The sequence below is a fragment of the Prosthecobacter sp. genome, from assembly GCF_044226605.1.
Classification (GTDB): domain Bacteria; phylum Verrucomicrobiota; class Verrucomicrobiia; order Verrucomicrobiales; family Verrucomicrobiaceae; genus Prosthecobacter.
Genome location: NZ_JBGAGS010000001.1, coordinates 219,115 through 237,495 on the forward strand (window position 1 = coordinate 219,115; position 18,381 = coordinate 237,495).

The 18,381-nt window shown below is 61.2% G+C and carries 12 protein-coding genes; 4 read left to right on the plus strand and 8 right to left on the minus strand.

Annotated elements, in window-relative coordinates; translation table 11 throughout:
- Window positions 1–413: 413 nt before the first annotated feature.
- Genes murJ through asnB form a run of 4 tightly spaced genes read left to right on the plus strand, consistent with a single transcriptional unit; the run spans window position 414 to window position 7,152 of the window.
- On the plus strand, window positions 414–1,790 hold the full coding sequence (murJ, locus tag ACILSO_RS00890; RefSeq protein ID WP_395735462.1) for a murein biosynthesis integral membrane protein MurJ: 1,377 nt from the start codon (window positions 414–416) through the stop codon (window positions 1,788–1,790).
- On the plus strand, window positions 1,787–3,067 hold the full coding sequence (locus ACILSO_RS00895; protein ID WP_395735463.1) for an O-antigen ligase family protein: 1,281 nt from the start codon (window positions 1,787–1,789) through the stop codon (window positions 3,065–3,067). The genes murJ and ACILSO_RS00895 overlap by 4 nt, the downstream gene beginning before the upstream one ends.
- Window positions 3,064–5,202: a glycosyltransferase gene (locus tag ACILSO_RS00900; RefSeq protein WP_395735464.1), complete on the plus strand. Its 2,139-nt coding sequence runs from the start codon at window positions 3,064–3,066 to the stop codon at window positions 5,200–5,202. The genes ACILSO_RS00895 and ACILSO_RS00900 overlap by 4 nt, the downstream gene beginning before the upstream one ends.
- A 6-nt stretch (window positions 5,203–5,208) precedes the next feature.
- On the plus strand, window positions 5,209–7,152 hold the full coding sequence (asnB, locus tag ACILSO_RS00905) for an asparagine synthase (glutamine-hydrolyzing) (RefSeq protein WP_395735465.1): 1,944 nt from the start codon (window positions 5,209–5,211) through the stop codon (window positions 7,150–7,152).
- On the opposite strand, the gene ACILSO_RS00910 is transcribed toward asnB, so the two are convergent.
- From ACILSO_RS00910 to ACILSO_RS00945, 8 genes are all read right to left on the minus strand, one after another.
- Window positions 7,145–8,182 carry an acyltransferase family protein gene (locus ACILSO_RS00910; RefSeq protein ID WP_395735466.1) on the minus strand — a complete coding sequence of 346 codons (1,038 nt, stop codon included), beginning with the start codon at window positions 8,180–8,182 and terminating at the stop codon, window positions 7,145–7,147. The genes asnB and ACILSO_RS00910 overlap by 8 nt on opposite strands.
- Window positions 8,179–8,844: a GDSL-type esterase/lipase family protein gene (locus tag ACILSO_RS00915; RefSeq protein ID WP_395735467.1), complete on the minus strand. Its 666-nt coding sequence runs from the start codon at window positions 8,842–8,844 to the stop codon at window positions 8,179–8,181. Before ACILSO_RS00915 ends, ACILSO_RS00910 begins: the two co-directional genes overlap by 4 nt.
- Window positions 8,845–8,991: 147 nt before the next feature.
- Window positions 8,992–10,125, minus strand: a complete 1,134-nt coding sequence (locus ACILSO_RS00920) for a glycosyltransferase (protein ID WP_395735468.1) — start codon at window positions 10,123–10,125, stop codon at window positions 8,992–8,994.
- A gap of 9 nt (window positions 10,126–10,134) precedes the next feature.
- A complete protein-coding gene (gene lpxA / locus ACILSO_RS00925; protein WP_395735469.1) occupies window positions 10,135–10,938 on the minus strand; it encodes an acyl-ACP--UDP-N-acetylglucosamine O-acyltransferase in 804 nt (267 codons plus the stop codon).
- Between the two features lie 15 nt (window positions 10,939–10,953).
- Window positions 10,954–12,273, minus strand: a complete 1,320-nt coding sequence (locus tag ACILSO_RS00930; protein WP_395735470.1) for a bifunctional UDP-3-O-[3-hydroxymyristoyl] N-acetylglucosamine deacetylase/3-hydroxyacyl-ACP dehydratase — start codon at window positions 12,271–12,273, stop codon at window positions 10,954–10,956.
- 79 nt (window positions 12,274–12,352) lie between these two features.
- Window positions 12,353–14,998, minus strand: coding sequence for a hypothetical protein (locus ACILSO_RS00935; RefSeq protein WP_395735471.1), 2,646 nt, complete (start codon window positions 14,996–14,998; stop codon window positions 12,353–12,355).
- Between the two features lie 51 nt (window positions 14,999–15,049).
- Window positions 15,050–16,561 (minus strand): DUF4139 domain-containing protein, encoded by a 1,512-nt coding sequence (locus tag ACILSO_RS00940; protein ID WP_395735472.1) that lies wholly within the window; start codon window positions 16,559–16,561, stop codon window positions 15,050–15,052.
- Between the two features lie 578 nt (window positions 16,562–17,139).
- Window positions 17,140–18,381 (minus strand): PQQ-binding-like beta-propeller repeat protein, encoded by a 1,242-nt coding sequence (locus tag ACILSO_RS00945; RefSeq protein ID WP_395735473.1) that lies wholly within the window; start codon window positions 18,379–18,381, stop codon window positions 17,140–17,142.

An 18,381-nucleotide genomic window follows, 5' to 3' on the forward strand; every position in this document is an offset into this window, starting at 1 on the left:
CTGCGAGGGAATTGACTAAATAATGCCTGGCATTATTATATTCAGCATCGTCTGTCCCCTTCTCCGCTGGGGACCGGGAGGTTAAGAGAGCTCTCGCTCCGTTAGCGGAAATTCCGGCAGGAAGCCAGACCGTCTTGGTCTCTCACCATGACTCCGCCGGGTAATGGGTGTGAACAACCTCCCAACCGTGCGTAGCCGCCTAGCGAGACATTCAAAATGTAACGTCAACCTCGTTAGGTCACACAACCACCAACAACCCTCTGCCTGTGGACCTGACCCCAATCCCGAGGCAGTAAGCGCAGGCTCTGGTGGGCTGGTTTCGGGTGCCAATATTCGGCAATGTGGAGTCTTCCCTCGTCATTCCGCATTGCTCAATCATATTATGGTGTTTATAGTTTATGCGAATGCCTTCCATGCGTCTCGCGTTGCCTGCGCCGCTCCGCTCCCTGCTCTTCAGAGGGGCTGGGTCCGCCATGGTCTCGGGGTTTTTGGTTGTGGCGGTGTTCACCATGGTGGGAAAGATCGTCTCCTTTGCGAAGGACGCCCTCGTCGCGGACAAATTCGGCACGGCGAGCGAGCTGGATGCTTTCGTCCTCGTCTTTGGCTATCTGACCTTTGTCTGCTCCGTGCTCGGCTGCGGCATTCCGGAGGCCTTTGTACCAGCGTACGCAGAGCTGCGCGAGCGTCGCGGCCTGCGCAGGGCCTATCGTCTGGGTGTGCAGGCCAACGCCTGTCACTTCGCTGCCTTGCTAACCTGCGGCGTGGTCCTGGCGCTGGCAGCCCCCTGGATGATCGCCTGGACCACGAAGGGCTTTGACCCTGCCAAGCAGGCTCTGGCGGTGGGACTGCTGCGCGGGCTGCTGCCTTTCCTGGTCTTCTTTGGCCTGTCCATGCATCTGGGGTCCTGGCTGCGTGTGGGGAAAACTTTCCTTCTCGCCGCCTCCGCTCCCATGCTCGTGCCACTGACCATCGTGATCTTCCTGCTGCTTTCGGGAGATCAGCTCAGCGCCTGGACGCTGGTGTATGGCACGGTCTGCGGCTCGTTCGCGCATCTCTCTGTGGTGGCCTTTGCCATCGCCCGGCGGCTGCCGCGCAGACTCAGCTGGTGGCGCTGCACCCTGCGGCGTTGGGAGCCAGGACTGCGCACCGTGCTGCGAAATGCCACCCCTTTCCTCATCGGCGGCGTCGCCTTTGGCAGTGCGGCCGTGGTCGATCAAGCGATGGCTGCATGGCTGCCCGCTGGCTCCGTGGCCGTGCTGGGGTATTCGGACAAAGTCTGCGCCGTGGTGCTGGCCGTCACCGCAGGACCGGCCTCGGACGTGCTGTTTCCGCATTTTGCCGAGCTCGTGGCCCAGCGTGACTGGAGCGGCCTGCGCAGGCGCCTTTTCACTAGCGCGGGCATCATCGTCACGGCCTCTCTGCCCATGACGCTGGCGCTCTTCTTCATGGCGCCCTGGATCATCAGCCTGCTGTTTGAGCGCGGAGCCTTCGGCCCGCAGGACACCCAGCGCGTGGCGGAGGTGCTGCGCTGCGCCGCCTTCCAGATCCCCTTTTACATCCTCGGCATCGTCGCCGCGCGGGTAGCGGTCTCATTGCAGGCCTCGCGCTTCATGCTCACCACGGCCTTCAGCGCACTCTTTCTGAATGCCTCGCTGAACTGGCTGCTGATGCGCCAGATGGGTGCGGCGGGCATCGCCCTGTCCACCACCATCGTTCACTGCATCTGCGCTTTTGCGACCTGCGCCACCTGTCTCATCGTCATCCGCCGGAGGGAGGCCGCCAGCGCATGAACTCCGCGCCCGCCAGTCCCATGCTGCCGGCCTTCATGAAAGCCGCTGCCAAAAGCCGCGAGCGCATGGTGAAGCTGCTCATCCTCGCCGCGCTCGCGCTGCTGGTCCCCACCATGACCAAATACCTCATGTGGGGAGATTCCGTGGGCGTCCTTCCCTTCAAGCCGCGAGACTACACCCTGCTCACGGTCGCCGGTGTCTGGACCATGGTCATGCTGAACAAGCCCAGCCTCTGCCCGCCCGCCTTTTTCATGCTGATCGTGCCGCTGCTGCGCGTGCTGGACGTCACCTTCCTGCAGCGCTTCACCATCACCGCTTTGGGAGACCACAGCATAGTGGTGATGTCCCTGCTTTCCAATTTCCTCGTCACCCTCACCGTGGTGTTCTGCCTTTCCGCCGAGCCGTGGAAGCGCGTGGCCGTGTGGGTGGGTGTCTGCACCTGCCTTCTCTGTGCGGCGGGTGTCTATTATGAATGGCTGGGCTTCCGTGCCTTCACGCGCATCCCGGGCCGCATGGCCGGATTCCCGGAGGATCCCAATGATCCGCCCATCATCATCAGCCTGATGCTCAGCGTCATCTTCACGCTCAATCCGCGCTTCTGGTGGAACATGGTGCTTGTGGGGCTCGTCGCACCTGCCATCGCCCTCACGCTCAGCCGCAGCGGCATGGCGGTGTTCTCCTGCCTCATGCTCTGCTACATCGCGGCCAATCTGCGCAAGCACTTCATGGGCATGCTGATCATGGTCGTCATCAGTGTGCCTCTGGCCGTCGGCGGCGTAGCCATCCTCGCGCAGACCTCCACCAAGTCCGGCCTCATGACCAACAAGGACACCACAGACCGCCTGAAGGCGATCTACGAGCTTGACTTCGAGCGCATCAAATCACCCGAACGAGGCAAGGACCTTCAGGATGGCTGGGAGGCCGCTGGCAAGGAGCCGCTGTGGGGCCATGGCACCGGCGCTGGCACCAGCGTGTGGAAGCCGCACAATCAGATCGTCTCCCTATGGATCGACATCGGCATCATGGGTCCGCTGCTGTATATCGGCGGCCTTCTGCTGCTGACCTTCCGGTGCGTCACCAGCAGGCTGCATGGTGCTTACTGCCTCGTACCGCTCTGGTTGTTCATACCATGCAGCCAGATTTTGGTGGAGTCACCGCACTACTGGTTTGCCGCCGCCGTGTGCAGCAATCTCGTTTACACCGGCCGCTTCCGCATCGTGCTCACCGCGCCAGCCAAGGCGCAGACCACCCCTCACCAGCCGCTGCCGCAGTCATGAAAATCGCTTTCATCATCCGTGATCTCGGCCACGGCGGCGCGCAGCGTCAGCTCGTCATGCTCGCAGCCAGCCTGGTCAAAGAAGGGCATGAAGTCAGCGTGCTTCATTTCTACGACGGTCCGTTCCGCACCGAGCTCGAAGCCAGCGGCGTGCGCACGCTGTGCATTGGCAAAAAGAGCCGCTGGGATCTCGCGGGCTTCTTCCTGCGTCTGGTCAAAACCGCGCGCCAAATCCGCCCCGACGTGATCCACGGCTACCTCGCGGAGTCCAATCTCATGGCGCTATTCCTGAAGCCCTTCTGCGGCTTCCCACGCATCGCCTGGGGCGTACGCGACTCACAGACAGACGCGCACCTCTGGGGCGTCCTCGGCAGAGCCAGCTTCCGCCTGAACTGCCTCCTCGCCCGCTTTGCCGACGTCATCCTCTGCAACTCGCAGGCCGGACGCGACTACTACGCCGCCCGTGGTTATCCGCGAAATAAGATGAACGTCATTCCCAACGGCATCGACACCGAGAAATTCCAGCCGCAAGCCCGCACGCCATCCGCAGTGCGCACCTTTGGCCTCGTCGGCCGCATGAACCCGATGAAGGACATCGCCACCTTCCTCCGAGCGGCGGCGCTGGTGCCAGATGCCAAATTCATCATCGTCGGTTCCGGCGATGCCACGTATGAACGCCAGATGCGTGATCTTGCCACCCAGCTCGGTCTCGACAATCGCCTCACCTGGATGCCCGCGCAGAACGACATGCCCGCTGTGTATGCGCAGTTTGACTGCCTCGTAAACTCCAGCGCCTTTGGCGAAGGTTTTTCCAACGTCATCGGCGAGGCCATGGCCAGCGGCGTCCCCTGCATCGCCAGCGATGTGGGCGACAGCGCCTGGATCATCGGGAACAAGTCGCAAGTCTTTCCCGTGGGCGATCACGCGGCGCTCGCCCAATGCATGCGCAGTTTCAAGCCAAGCGACCCGCGAGAGCGCATCGTCGAAGAATTCAGCGTGGCCAAGCTCGTCGAGCGCACCACACGCCAGCTTTCCAAGAAAGTCCTCTGGCTCAGCACCGGCCTCGGCAGTGGCGGCGCGGAGATGATGCTGGTGCAGCTCATTCGCGGACTGCCGCAGTTTCAGCACGTCGTTGTCTCCCTCACCGCTGGCGGCAAACACGCCACGGCATTGCGCGAGGCTGGCATCCAGGTTCACAGCCTCGACATGCCTGCGGGCAAACCGACGCTTGGTTCCTTGTGGCGCTTGTTCAGGGTCGTTCGTGCCACCAAGGCGGATGTGATGATGGGCTGGATGTACCATGGCTGCTTCGCCGCGGTGCTCGCCCGTTTCATGCGTTTCAAAGGCGTGCCCATCATCTGGAACGTGCGCCAGAGCCTCTACGATCTGAAGCACGAGAAGCGCGGCTCCGCCCTCGTCATTCGCGCACTCACGTGGCTGTCCTGGATGACGCAGCGCATCACCTACAACACGCAAACCGGCGCACGTCAGCACGAAGCACTCGGCTTCCGTGCGGAGAAAACACAGCTTATTCCGAACGGCTTCGATCTCGCCAAATGGCAGCCTGGAAAACAGGTCGCTGGCCTCATCGGCCGCTTCGGTCGCAATGCGTCCATGAAGGACTATCCCACCTTCATCGCTGCCGCGAAAATCATCAGCGAGCAGCGCCCTGGCACGCAGTTCATCATCGTGGGTGCCGACACCGAGACGCTTGAAGTGCCGTCGTGCATCCAGCTTCTCGGCGAGCGCCACGATCTGCCCGCGCTCACCGCATCGCTGCACATCGCGGTGTCCTCTTCCGCCTTTGGCGAAGGTTTCCCCAATGTCGTCGGCGAGGCCATGGCCTGCGCCGTGCCCGTCGTCGCCACAGACATCGGCGACACCCGCTGGGTCACCGGAGACACCGGCCACCTCGTGCCTCCTGGCGATCCCGCAGCGCTCGCGCAGGCCTGCATTGAACTGCTCGATGCCGGCCCCACGCAGGATCTCGCAGCACGCGCACGCATTGAGCAGCATTTCTCCATCGACAGCGTGCTGCAGAAATTTGCAGCCCTGCTCCACTCGGTGACTGCGCCTTCCACTCAGGCAGAGGCGCCTTCACCGCTTCCTCTCGCCACTCCCCTTCCCCATCCCTGACCCACCATGTGCGGCATCGCAGGCTTCTTCAATCCTCCCTCGGCGCGTCCCTCCCACGAGATGAACGCCATCGTCACCGCGATGACGGACGCCATCATCCTGCGCGGCCCCGATGATGCAGGCGCGTGGGTGGAGTCCACCAGCGGTGTCGCTCTGGGGCATCGCCGCCTCTCCATCCTTGATCTCTCACCGCTCGGCCATCAGCCGATGAACAGCTCCGACGGCCGCTTCGTGCTCGTCTTCAATGGAGAGATCTACAACTTCCAGGACCTGCGCGCTGAACTCGAACTCCACGGCCACACCTGGCGCGGACATTCCGACACGGAGATCATGCTCGCCGCCTTCTGCCAGTGGGGCGTCATCGAGGCCACCAAGCGCTTCAACGGCATGTTTGCCTTCGCGGTTTGGGACAAGCAGGAGCGCGTGCTCCACCTCGCGCGGGATCGCATGGGCGAGAAGCCGCTCTACTACGGATGGATCGGCGAAACGTTTGTGTTTGCCTCCGAGTTGAAGGCCATTCAGCGCTTCCCCGGCTTCAATGCGAGCGTGGATCGTGAAGCACTGACCTCGCTGCTGCGCTTCAATTACATCCCAGATCCGCTCTGCATTTACCAAGGCTTCCACAAGCTGCCACCTGCTGCCATGCTGAGCCTGCAAGCGCCCGCAGAGCGCCCCCGGCCCGGCTACTACTGGAGCCTGCCACACGCCGTGGAACGCGGTCTCGACAATCCTTTCACCGGCAGCGAAGCCGAAGCCATCGACACCTTCGAATCGATGCTCAAGAAAGCCGTGGGCATGCGCATGGTTTCGGATGTGCCGCTCGGTGCCTTCCTCAGCGGCGGCATCGACTCCTCGCTCATCGTGGCGATGATGCAGAAGCAAAGCGCCCGCCCCGTGCGCACCTTTACCATCGGATTCCACGAAAAACAGTACAACGAAGCGGAGATCGCCAAGAGCGTAGCCAACCATCTCGGCACCGAGCACACCGAAATGTACGTCACCGGCGAGGACGCGCTCAATGTCATTCCACAGCTTCCTTCGCTCTACGATGAACCCTTTGCCGACTACTCGCAGATCCCCACGCACCTTGTCTGCAAGATGGCCCGGCAGCACGTCACCGTGGCCCTGAGTGGCGATGCGGGCGATGAACTCTTCGGCGGTTACGAGCGCTACGCCATGGGCCGCAGCATCTGGAACAAATTTTCCTGGATGCCGCGACCGTTGAAGAAGCTCACAGCAGCCGCACTCACCCTCACGCCCCCTGGAGTGCTCAACAGCGTCGGTGCCAAGGTATTGCCCAAGAGCAAGCGCCACATCCCTGTGGGTGATAAATTGCACAAGCTGGCCGAAGTCGTCGCCGCTCCCGGCACGGAGGCGCTGTATCTCAATCTCATGTCCTACTGGAAAAACCCCACGGACATCGTCATCAACGGCAAGGACCCCGTGACCGCCCTCACCAATCCCAAGTCCTGGCCGCGTGTGAGCGACTTCACCCACCGCATGATGTACCTCGACATGGAGACTTATCTCCCCGGCGACATCCTCACCAAGGTGGACCGCGCCGCCATGGGCGTGAGCCTCGAAGGCCGCATCCCGCTTCTAGACACTGAGCTGATCGAGTTCGCCTGGCGCATCCCGTATTCGATGAAAGTGCGCGACGGCAAAGGCAAGTGGCTCATGCGCGAGACTCTCTATCGCCACGTTCCCAAAGCCATGATCGACCGCCCAAAACAAGGCTTCGGTATCCCCCTTGAAATCTGGCTGCGCGGCCCCCTGCGCGACTGGGCCGAAGACCTCCTCAGCGAATCCCGCCTCAAACGCGAAGGCTTCTTCCACCCCGCCCCCATCCGCCAGAAATGGCGGGAACACCTCAGCGGCACAAGGAACTGGCACTTCTATCTGTGGGACATCCTCATGTTCCAGGCGTGGCAGCAGGCGAACTTCAAGTAAAGCGCTTCATCCTGTCTCGAATCCAGCGCATTGAGGGCCTCTCGATGCACACAGAGACCACCCACGCGAGCAGCACCATGGCACCGATGGTAACTCCAAGGCGCAGCCACGCGTTCGGCGTGACAGCGCCAAGAGCATTCAGCAACACCAAGCCGATGTTTTGATGAATGAGGTAGAGCGGATAGGAAATGGCACCTAGAAACACGAGCGGCTTCACATTGAGGAAGGGAAGCCAGCCGGTGGTGGCCAGATGCAGCAGGAGGGCGAAGCCGACCACCAGCGGGAAATGCAGCGGGAAGGCTGCCTTCCACCACGCAATCGCCGCACAGGCCAGCAGCACCAGCGTGTGCCCCACACTCCAGGCACGGCGGCGGTGAGCATCGTAGAGGATCATGCCGACGCCAAACAGGTGGATGTAGTCGAGACTGGTGACCGCTTTGATCTTTCCGGTGAGGCGATAGAGCGTCGAATCTGCGCTCCCATGCGTCAAGATGCCATGGGCTGCCGCAGCCGCCGCGAGCCAGAGCAGCAGCAAGGGAATGGTGAGCTTTTTAAAAGCACCAAGCTGATGCAGGATGAGCATGGCGACATAGAACAGCAGCTCAAACTCCAGCGACCAATAGGCACCGTCGATCATCTGCGCCCGCACAAAGCGTGGCAGCATGGTGATGTTCCAGAGCGCATCGCGCGGCGTCACCTCCATGCCCGGCAGGCCCCAGTTTGCCGTGACGAGCAGCGTGATGGCGGCACAGGCCCAGAAGGTGGGATAAAGTCGTGAGAAGCGCCCGATGGCAAAATGCGTGGCCGAGCGGGCGCGGTCCAACGTCATGAAAATGACGAAGCCGCTGATCATGAAAAACAGATCCACCCCTGCACCGCCATGCGGGAACTGGAATGGAGGGTCATAGAGATGAAAGGTCCAGTTCTTGGCGATGCCGCTGGTGAAGTGAAACAGCAGCACCGCCATGGCGGCAATGCCACGCAAAGCGTCCAGTTCCGAAATTCGCAGCGTGGGATTGATGGACTTCATGGCAGGGCCGTTGGCAGTTTGAGCACAGGCGCAAGCTCGCGCGTGAGCACGATGTAGCCCGCTTTGGAAAGGTGCAGATGATCCTCCTGGTAGAGTTGCAGGCGTTGGTTGCCATCGGCTTCCAGGAAAGCCGCGGAAAGGTCGTGAAACTCCGCGTCGGGGCATTGCTTGAGCTGTTGGTTGATCTCGGCAATCCAGGGACGGATGGGCGATTCAACCTCATACACCGGCAGAAGGCCGAGCAGCACGATGCGTGAAGTGGCATGACGTGCATGGATGCGCTGCACGATCGTCTCGATGCCTTTGGCAGTGCCTGCGGCGGTGAAGTGTCGCCAGTAGTTGTTGATGCCGATCATGAGGACCACGGTTTCAGGCGATGGGCCTTCCAGAATGCCGTGCTCGATACGCCAGAGGACGTGCTGAGGCCCCTCGCCACCGATGCCGAAGTTGAGGGCCTTGGCGGGGGCGATGCGGGTGTCCCAGATGGTTTTGTCCCAGCTTTCGGTGAGGGAGTCGCCAATGAAGAGGATCTTGGCCTGGGACTGCTTCATGGTTTCGGCCTGCTGTTTGACGACGCCTTCCCAGTACGGAGTCGCGTCGCGGGGGGCGGGTTCCCATGGCACTTCGGCGGCATGCCCCCAGAAAGTGGAAAGACATAACAAGCCTAGAAAATATCGAAAAGCTAGCATTTCAGCCTAAAAGCTAAGGCCCTGCGCTCAGGAGATCAAGGGGTTGGGAGCTAATAAAGTAGTGCAGAGCTTTAGCTCGTTCTGGGTGGTTTGGGGGCTTTCCAGAGCGAGCTGAAGCTCTTAACTACTTTCGTATTCGCGCACGATGGCACCGAAACAGGCCTCCTGGCTGAAGCGGGATTCGGCGATCTGGCGGTGGTTGGAAGGGCGTCCATTGCCACAATCTGCCGCCCATTGCGCGATGACGCGCGAGAATGCGTCGGGATCTTCCTTGGGGGCGGACCAGCAGTGGGAGAGGCCCATCTCGGTGAAATCGAGATTTCCGGGGACCTGGCTGAGGATGACGGGGAGATCGCAGGCCAGGGCCTCCAGCACGGCGAAGGACAGGCCTTCGTAGCGGGAGGTCAAAATCATGCCGTCCAGGGCCTGATAGAAGGACAAAGGCTCGGACAAATAGGTCTGGCGGACGATGCGGGAACGGATGCCCAATTCACCCGCTAGTGTGTCGGATTCGGCAATAAGTTCGCCATCGCCGAGATGATAAAGCCACAAATCGGGGCGGGCTTGGGAGGCCTTGGCGAATGCCCGGTAAAGGGTCAGGGGGTCCTTTTGGAATGCCAGGCGGCCGACGGAGCCGAGCAGGATGGCACCATCGGGGACACCGAGGGAGGTGCGGATCTGCTGGCGCTTGGCCTTATCGGCGGGCTGGAAGCGGACGCAGTCCACGGGGTTCGGGATGAGGCGGAGGCGGGGCTGGGGAATGTGGAGGGTGTCTGCGGCGAAGGCTTTCTCCCCTTCGGAGAGATTGATGGTGGTGCCGACGCGGCCGAGGAGGGTTTCGACGGCGTTGAAGACCCGGGCTTTCATTCCGCCTTTGCCGGAGAGGCCGTAGTAGGCGTGGGGGGTGTAGAAGATGGGCTGGCGGATGCCGAGGAAGGGCAGTGCGCGGGCGAGTGCTCCGGCTTTGGAGCTGTGGGCGTGGATGACGTCTGGCCGGGACTGCTGCACGAGTTTGCGCAAACGGAGGATGGCTCCCACATCGCCGGGGCCGGGAGAGTTGCTGACAGCGAGGTTGGTGGTCATGCCGCCGGCGGCGGAGACTTTGGCGACGAGTTGCGTGAGGCGGTCCGAGCCGCGAACGTCGGAGTAGGCGAGGTGAACGCGATGGCCGTGCGAGAGCAGAAAGGACGCGAGGGCCTCGACGTGCCGAAACACGCCATCAACGCCGGGTTCGGTGACAAGGAGGACTTGCATCGACGGAGGTCATTCTTCTTCGTCTGCTGTGGCCTTGCCACCAAGGATGATGCCGCGTTTGGTGGAGGCTACGAAATCGGTGAAGGCGGCGGCTTCGGGGGTGAGGTCTCCGGCGCGGAGTTCCTCGACGGCCTGGGCGTTGTTCAAGCCGCAGCGGTAGACCTTGCGGAAGGCCTCGCGCAGGGAGCGCATCTGCTCGCGGGAGAAACCGGCGCGTTGCAGGCCGACGATGTTGAGGCCACGGGCGCGGGCGGGGTTGCCATCGGCGGTGCAGTAAGGCGGGATGTCCTGCACGACTTTGGCGCAGCCGCCGATGATGGAACGGGTACCGATGCGGCAGAACTGGTGCACGGCGGTGAGGCCGCCGATGATGACGTGGTCTTCGACAACGACGTGGCCGGCGATCGTGCCGTTGTTCGAAAAGATCACGTGATTTCCCACGATGCAGTCATGCGCGATATGCACGTAGGAGAGGAAATTGTTGTGGCTTCCGATGATCGTTTTGTCGCCGGGGGAGGTGGCGCGATGGACGGAGCAGAACTCGCGGAAGGTGTTGTTGTCTCCTACTTCGAGCCAGGTGGGTTCGGCCTTGTACTTCAGGTCCTGGGTCTGCTGGCCGATGGAGCCGTAGGCGTAGAACTTGTTGTTCTTGCCGATCTTCGACGGCCCCATGACGGTGACGTGATGCTGAAGCCAGCAGCCGTCCCCAAGCTCCACATCCGCGCCAATGATGCAATACGGCCCGATGTGGACGTCTGCCCCGATCTTGGCGGAGGGATCAATGATGGCGGTCGGGTGGATCGAGGCTGGCATGCGTGAACAGATTTTTTAGCGGTCCACCACGCTGAACATCAGCTCGGCTTCGGAAACGACCTGGCCATTGACGCTGCAACGGCCGATGCCGCTGGCGATGCTGCGCTTGGTCTTGAGGATTTCGGTTTCGATGATGAGGGTGTCTCCGGGAAGGACGGGGCGGCGCCACTTGACGTTGTTGGCGCTCATGAAGTAGCCGATCTTGCCCTGATTGCCGGGCATGCGCAGGAGGACGATGCTGGCGACCTGGGCCATGGCCTCAAGCTGAAGCACTCCGGGCATGATGGGGTGGCCGGGGAAGTGGCCCTGGAAGAAAGGCTCGTTAATCGTGACGTTCTTCATGCCGGTGCACTTCGACTCGCCTTCGAAACCGATGATGCGGTCCACCAGCAGGAAGGGATAGCGGTGCGGCAGGATGCTCATGACCTCGTTGATATCGAGGACTGCTTCGCCGCTCGGAATGTTCACCGGGGCGGGCACCATGCTGCGCATCTGATTGTACTGCGCGACGATGGCGCGGGCCAGTTCTGTATTCGGGCCGTGGCCGGGGCGCACGGCGATGACGTGGCCGAGGATGCGTTTGCCGGAGAGCATAAGGTCGCCGACGATGTCGAGGATCTTGTGGCGGACGAATTCATCCGCAAAACGCAGGGGCTGCTTGGAGAGAAGGGTATCGCCACGGATGACGACGGCGGCTTCCAGCGTGCCGCCCTTGATGAGGCCCTTCTCCATCAGCGGGGCGATGTCCTCGTAGTACACGAAGGTGCGCGCGGCGGCGATTTCCTTCTCGTAGGTCTCGGGCGTGATCTCGGTGCTGAAGTACTGCGTGAAGCGGCCGCCGGGGCCGACGTTGGTGCAGGAGATGCGGAATTTTTTATCGGGGACGATGGTCAAAATCGTGCCGTCGCGGGTCTCCTGGTAGATGGGCTCGCGCACTTCGAAGAACTTGCGTGCTTCTTTCTGCTCCTGCAGTCCGGCGGATTTGATCAGCTCGACAAAGGGCATCGAGCTGCCATCGGCGATGGGTGGCTCGTTGGCGTCCATCTCGATGATGGCATTGTCCACGCCCATGCCCGCGAGTGCGGAGATGACGTGCTCGACGGTGTGCACATTGACGCCGCCCTCGGAGATGGTGGTGGCGCGCTCGACCTTCTGGACTTTTTCGACGAGGGCCGGGATGAAGGGCTTGTCCTCCAGGTCGATGCGGCGGAATTTGAAGCCGAAGTTCTCCGGGGCTGGCTGAAGGGTGAGGGTGACCTGCTCGCCGGTATGCAGCGAGGTGCCCTTCATGGAGACGGGCTTGGCGAGAGTGTGCTGACGGTCGGAGGCTGCCATAGGCTGGGAATCCGTTCGTTAGCGTCGTGCCCCGGCAGGGTCAAAGGGAAATGCAGGGGGAGGGTGTCCCCTCTTTAGGCTAGGGTTCGTTCACCGGTGACAGGAGTGGCGCAGCCCCTGCGGATGCGGCACGTTGGGCTGAGGGTGGCGACTCGATGTGCTGGATCACGGCATCGAGCCACCAGCGTGTGCTGTCTGACGCTGTCTCACGGGCAATCCTGAGGGCGGGGAGAATGCTGCTGCCCTGGCTGCGGAGTCGGCGTGCGGCGGACTCGCTGGCATCGAGATCGTCACCGCCGAGCTTTTGGATGAGGGCATTCGTTTCGGCGATGGCGGCGGCTTCGATGGTGACCTTGAGTTTGACGCTAGCTTTGGCGGGAGTGAGGTCGGCATTGTAGGCCAAGACTTCAAATTCATGCGGGCCGGGAAGAAGGCCGATGATGGCGCGCTCTTTTTGATCGGTAGCCAGGGACCACGCGCCGCCATCGATGCGCCAGGTGTGCCATGCGCCGGCACCAAAGGTGAGGTGCGCAGTATCGGCCTGAACTTTTGTCAAAGCTGCCACAGTCTCCGGCAGAGGGAGGCGGGAGCGGACAGCGAGGTGAAGCCCGCCCTGCCAGCCGAATCTGAGGCGCAGGAAGGCATTTCCGTTTAAGTCCGAACGCACATCATAAAGATGCATGCCAGCAAGGGCAGGAATGGACTCGCCCGGCTGCAACATGGGCACCGTGCAGCCGGGAATGCTTTTCCAAAATCCACCCGCTTTATCCGTGAGCCAGCAGACGCCATAACGATCATAGGCCGTGCTGGTAATCTTTAACACCGGACAGTCAGACGGGGGTGAGATCTCCTGATAGCGATAGATGTTATCCTCCACCTCGGGCTCGTCTTCGGTGCTCTGCCACCGGCCTTCCGGCACGAGTTTCCAGCGGCGCCCGCTGATGGCCACAGAAAGCTGCGGCCCCGCGAAGGATAAGGAACTGGTAAACCGCGCATCTGGACCAGCGACATCGGCGAGGGTCCAGTCCCGCCATCGATGCCCGTCAAAGTGATGCAGGGAGCCTGCCTTGCGCATAAAAGCGATCTGGCATGGAGTCTCCGTGGAGGAGATGGGAGCCAGACTGGGAAAGTCCCGCAGCTTGAGAGCATCTCCAGGGTGCATCTTTGCGGTCAGGGCCGCCTGCAAGCTTTCGAAGACAGACCATTCGCGGGTGGCGAAATCGCACACGGCAGCCGCGCCTTGATGCATGGGAACAAGCCAGCCTTGGTCGTGCGAGTCGGCCACGAAGGCATGATCATTCATGGTGCTGAGAGCCTCAGGCACTTTGAGCGTCTGCCAGCGGCCGTCTTCCCAGCACTGAAAAGCGCCATCCGCCAAGCGGCCCCAGATGCGCCCCTGAGAGTCCTCCAGGAGCAAGGAGAGTGTCTCCAGCCTGTCCACGCGCAGCGCAGCTGGTTCCACAGGGAGCTGGTTGAGGGAAAGCAAGTGAACTTTCCCCGTCCGACGGTCCAGCACGGCAAGCTCCGAGTCTCCAGACTGTGCCAGCTCCCGTGGCTCGCTCACATCCAGACCATGACGCCAGTCGACGCGGCGAAGTGGCAGCTTGGGATCGTAAGGAACGAAGGCGAGGCAGGTGCCGGCGCAGGTCCAGAAGCCATCCCGGGCCTGGATGACCGGCCGGTCCGTCCAGCCAAATTCCGGCTCGGCATCCAGCTTCCAAGTCCGCAGCTCGAGCGTGGAGTCGTGAAGGCTGAAAAGTGCACTGGTGCGTTTCAGCGGATCGTAAAAGCGCTGCTCGGAAAACACCATCTGTCCATTGAATGCCATTGAGCCTTCGACGGTGGTCTCGGTGGGACGCGGCGTAGTGATGAAGTGCCATCCGGAGCCGGCGGAGAATATGCGCTCGACATATTTCATCTCGTCTCCAGTGCCCTGAAACGAAGTGACGTGGTGCTTTTCGTCATCAAAGTCGAACCAGCCGGTGCCAGCCACCGCAATGGCGAGATGGCCGTCCTTCCAGGGAGCGAGGACGGAAATGGGCTGCTCGGGAGAAGCGCCAGGAAACTGCTGCAGACGGAGCTGCTTGTTTGCCAGCCTGCCCATGCCACGCAGACGCCACATCCAGTCCACCGACCGCATGGCGGGGCACCAGAGCCAGACGCTGCCGCGCGCATCTTGCACCGCCTGCACTTGCAGGACATCGGTCCGCGGAGAGCCGTCATCATTCTTTTTTGGGGGTATGAAGAGCTTTTCATCAAGCGTGATGTGCTCGGGCTGGGCACCGGCTTTGGGAATGCAGAAGAGCTCGCGACTCGCGGCGGTGACGAGCATGCCCCCTTCTGCCAGCGGCAGCAGCAGAGGCTGGGGCAGCCTGGCCGGACCGCTGACGATGACCTGATGAGATGTCGTTGTGTGACGGCTGAGGGCGTGCACGTCCTCCCTTGCTTCATCCCGCCAGAGACAGGCGACACTGCCATCGCTGAGACGCGCGATCTGCAACGCACGCAGCGTCTCTGGAAAGTTCTTGGGCGTAACGAGTGACCACCTGCCCTCCTTCAACAGCGCCAGACGCGCGCCCTGAGAGCCAAAGATGCCCCAGACGTGATGCTCTCCATCGGCAACGATGGACATGATGCGATCCCGGCTCTCTTCGTCCGAGTCGTCCTCCGCCGAAGATGCGATGCCGACGATAACTGGCCTGACGAACTCAGCGGGTGCTGCCATTGTCAAGAGCAGCCAGACCAGCAGACACGCAGTGAAAATGCGGCCCATAACTCACCACGAATAATGAACTGTGTAGGTGATGGTCTTTTCCTCGCCCGCTTTGAGCGGGATGCGGAACTCGATGGTCTGGGCGTCGGTCTTGAGATGGGTGTTGCTGGACTCGCGGATTTCCCAGTTCGTCCAGCGGTAGAGATGCTCGACGACGCGGATTTCGACGGCTTCGTCCTGCTTGCGATTGCGCACTTTGATCTCGAAGGTTTCGTCCACCCAGTGATTGCCGTTGTCGCTTTTGTAGTTGGTGCGCTTGCGCTCGCCGACGAGATCGAAGGCATTGCCGGTGTAGAGGCGCAGGGTTTCATCGCGGGCGGTGTGATCGATCACGTCTTCGCCAACGAACTGGAGCCTGCCGTCATCGTCCTGACGATAGAAGCGCACCCTGCCTTTTGGCAGCGGCATGCCGAGGTGATTTGCAGCGCTGTTTTTGATCTCGCGCATGACCCAGACCTTGGGGTTGCTCAGAGCGCCGTAGTTTTCGTCGTGCCGAATGTTTTCCATGCGCGAGCCACGGTAACGATTTTGATCGATCTGAACGCCATCGTAGATGTAAAGGCGCTGTGACTTGACGCCTGCGGTGCGGACAAACTCGATTTGTTTCGTTTCACGGTCATGCAGGGTGGAAGGGAGAGGCAGCGAGTAGAGATGGAATTCATCGAAGGCTTTTTCGGTGACCTGCGGACGGCTGCCATTGGCCGTTGCAAAGGCCACGATTTCGTTCATGCCATAGCTCCGCGCGTCAGCATTCTGCAGCTTTGCCACATCGCCCGCGATGAGCTGCAGCTTCGCATCCTTGAAGGTCTTGCCGCTTTGATTGTCGAGGGTGACCCAGCCGGTGAAGTCGATGAGATCTCCCTTCTCGGGGGAGACGACGTTGTAGTCGGCCTCCCAGCCCATGCCGCCGGTGACGTAGCAGAGCTCGGCGTCGAGCTTGGCGGGTTTGTCGGTGTGAATGCGCCAGTCGAGGGTAGGCTTGAGGATGGTGTCATCTGCGAGGGCGGGAAAGAGCGGCTCTCCGGGGAGGGAAAACTGGAGCTGGCCATCCACCTCGATGACGGGTTGCGAGGTGCCCTGAGCCATGACAGACTGGCTCTGGTAGTAGCGGCTGCCGTAGCGCTGCATGGCCTGCTGATTGTGCATGACGTAGCCGCTGCGAATGATTTTTCCTTTCACAACGCGGTCGGGCTTGTTGGGCTCGCGCACGAAGAAGTCGATGACCTTGCCTTCGTTGAGATTAAGGAGAAGGCCGGAGGTGACGGGATCGGCACGGTAGTTTTGCTCGACGATGCTGAGCTTGATGCCGGTCTTGGGATCGCGCAGAATGACGGAATCTGGTTCGAGATGCGCGGTGGTATCGGCAAAGCGCACTTGATTGACGCCCTGCTGCAGATCGAGGGGAACGACGTCACGGACGACGCCGAAGTTTTGATTGTAGATGGTGAGCGAGGTTTCAGCGCGGACATGGAGAAACGACGCGAAGAGGAGGAGGCCGGGTAAGAGGGTTTTCATGAGTTGGGTGGAGTTTAGCCGTAGGAGGCGGGTGGATGTCAATGATGTGATGACGTGGAGGGGGCATGGTGTCTTGGGGAGGAGGGATTGGCCGAAAGAGGAAAAAAGGGGAAGGATTTTGGAGGTTTTGCGGGAAAGAGGGCGCTGCCTCTTTTGGCAGAGGAGCCGAGCGGAGCGAGACAGACGAACGAAGTGAGTACGGAGGGTGAGCGGAGCGAATCAATAAGGAGCAAGGGAATAGCCGGAGATTTGCGTCGCAAAGATTTGGAGAACGCGGAGAAGAGCAGCCTTGTTTTTCAAACCAGACGGCAATCTGTTTTGCAGGCTCGCCGGTTTGGCGTCGAGAGATCTGACTGTCTCGAAAGTGCTTTTCGCCAAAGCATCCGACTGCGAGGATGTTCGCACGGCATGGTGCTTGCGACACGCTCGCAGACGGGCGGGCTTACGCCACACCCATCCTACGAACATCGTGCGCAACGATGGGCTTGTGCGCACGACGCAGGCCGTACCTCCGGGGAGAGGAGTATGAGTAAGAGCAGGATGAAGAACGCCTGACTCAGCGGTGGTTTAACGCGGCCTTACTTCTTGCCGATGCACCAGAGGTTTTTGTAGCCGCGGATGAACAGGTGGCCGTCGCTGACGGCGATGGAGCCGATGATTTTTTCGCCGAGGGAGTTGGTGGAGAGGAGTTCGAATTTGGGGGCGGCTTTGAAGACGAAGCAGTCGCCGATCTGATTGGCGGCGTAGCATTTGCCATCGGCACTGAGGACGAGGGAGGACCAGTTGTTGCCTTTGAGTCGCTCCTGAAAAACCATCTGGCCGGTTTTGAGATCGCGGCATTCGGCGATGCCGCCGTCGCTGAGGATGTAATGATAACCGTTATGCACGACGCCGCTGCCGATGCGCTGGCTGACTTTGGGAAGCTGCCAGACGCGGTTCTTCTCCGTTACGTCACCAGAGCCGCCGGCTTTGACCGCGAGAGCGGCGCCGTTGTAGCCGCTCATGGCGATCATGACGCCATCGGCATACAGAGGGGAATTGTAAACGAGGTCGGTGAGGCCGGCGGAGGTCCAGAGTTCTTTGCCAGAGAGCGGATCAAAGGCGCAGGCGCGGCGTGGAAAGCACATGAGGAGTTCATCGCGTGCGCCGACTTTGCGCAGGAGGGGATCGGCCCAGGAGCCGAGCCATTTTTTGCCCTCCCCTTCCCCGGAGGCGCCGCCGGGTTCTTTGTGCTGCCAAAGGGTTTTGCCGGTCTTTTTGTCAAAGGCATAGAGCACGGTGTTTTCACCGGGGCCGAAGTTCAGGAAGACGCGATCGCCTGCGATGACGGGCGAGGTGCCATTGCCCCAGATGTGATGCTGCTTTCCGAGATCGGTGCGCTTCCAAATCTCTTTTCCCTTCATGTCGTAGCAATAAACGCCGGCGGAGGCGAAGAAGACGATGATGCGCTCGCCATCGGTGGCGGGCGAGGCGGAGCAGTAGGGATTGGTGCCGTGAGTGAGCTCTGGCTCCTTGTAGGTGATGCCCGCCTCCCACACTTGCTTGCCGGTCTTTTTGTCAAAGCAGAGCAGCAAGCGCTTTCCTTCCTTCTCGATGGCCTGGGTGATTAGCACCTTGTCTCCCCAGACGACGGGGGTGGAGTTGCCACGGTCTGGCAGCGCCACTTTCCAAACGACGTTTTCCGTCTGACTCCATTTTTCGGGCAGACCTGATTCGGTGGTGGTGCCGTCTCCATTCGGTCCGCGCCACATGGGCCAGTTCTCAGCATGCAACGCGGCGATGGGACCCAGGGCGAGGCTCAGCAGGAGGACGAGTTTCAT

Coding starts and splice junctions, on each gene's coding strand:
- murJ (WP_395735462.1), top strand. CDS start 414: ATGCGTCTCGCGTTGCCTGCGCCGCTCCGCTCCCTGCTCTTCAGAGGG.
- ACILSO_RS00935 (WP_395735471.1), bottom strand. CDS start 14,998: ATGGCAGCACCCGCTGAGTTCGTCAGGCCAGTTATCGTCGGCATCGCA.
- lpxA (WP_395735469.1), bottom strand. CDS start 10,938: ATGCCAGCCTCGATCCACCCGACCGCCATCATTGATCCCTCCGCCAAG.
- ACILSO_RS00945 (WP_395735473.1), bottom strand. CDS start 18,381: ATGAAACTCGTCCTCCTGCTGAGCCTCGCCCTGGGTCCCATCGCCGCG.
- ACILSO_RS00930 (WP_395735470.1), bottom strand. CDS start 12,273: ATGGCAGCCTCCGACCGTCAGCACACTCTCGCCAAGCCCGTCTCCATG.
- ACILSO_RS00940 (WP_395735472.1), bottom strand. CDS start 16,561: ATGAAAACCCTCTTACCCGGCCTCCTCCTCTTCGCGTCGTTTCTCCAT.
- ACILSO_RS00910 (WP_395735466.1), bottom strand. CDS start 8,182: ATGAAGTCCATCAATCCCACGCTGCGAATTTCGGAACTGGACGCTTTG.
- ACILSO_RS00920 (WP_395735468.1), bottom strand. CDS start 10,125: ATGCAAGTCCTCCTTGTCACCGAACCCGGCGTTGATGGCGTGTTTCGG.
- ACILSO_RS00895 (WP_395735463.1), top strand. CDS start 1,787: ATGAACTCCGCGCCCGCCAGTCCCATGCTGCCGGCCTTCATGAAAGCC.
- asnB (WP_395735465.1), top strand. CDS start 5,209: ATGTGCGGCATCGCAGGCTTCTTCAATCCTCCCTCGGCGCGTCCCTCC.
- ACILSO_RS00900 (WP_395735464.1), top strand. CDS start 3,064: ATGAAAATCGCTTTCATCATCCGTGATCTCGGCCACGGCGGCGCGCAG.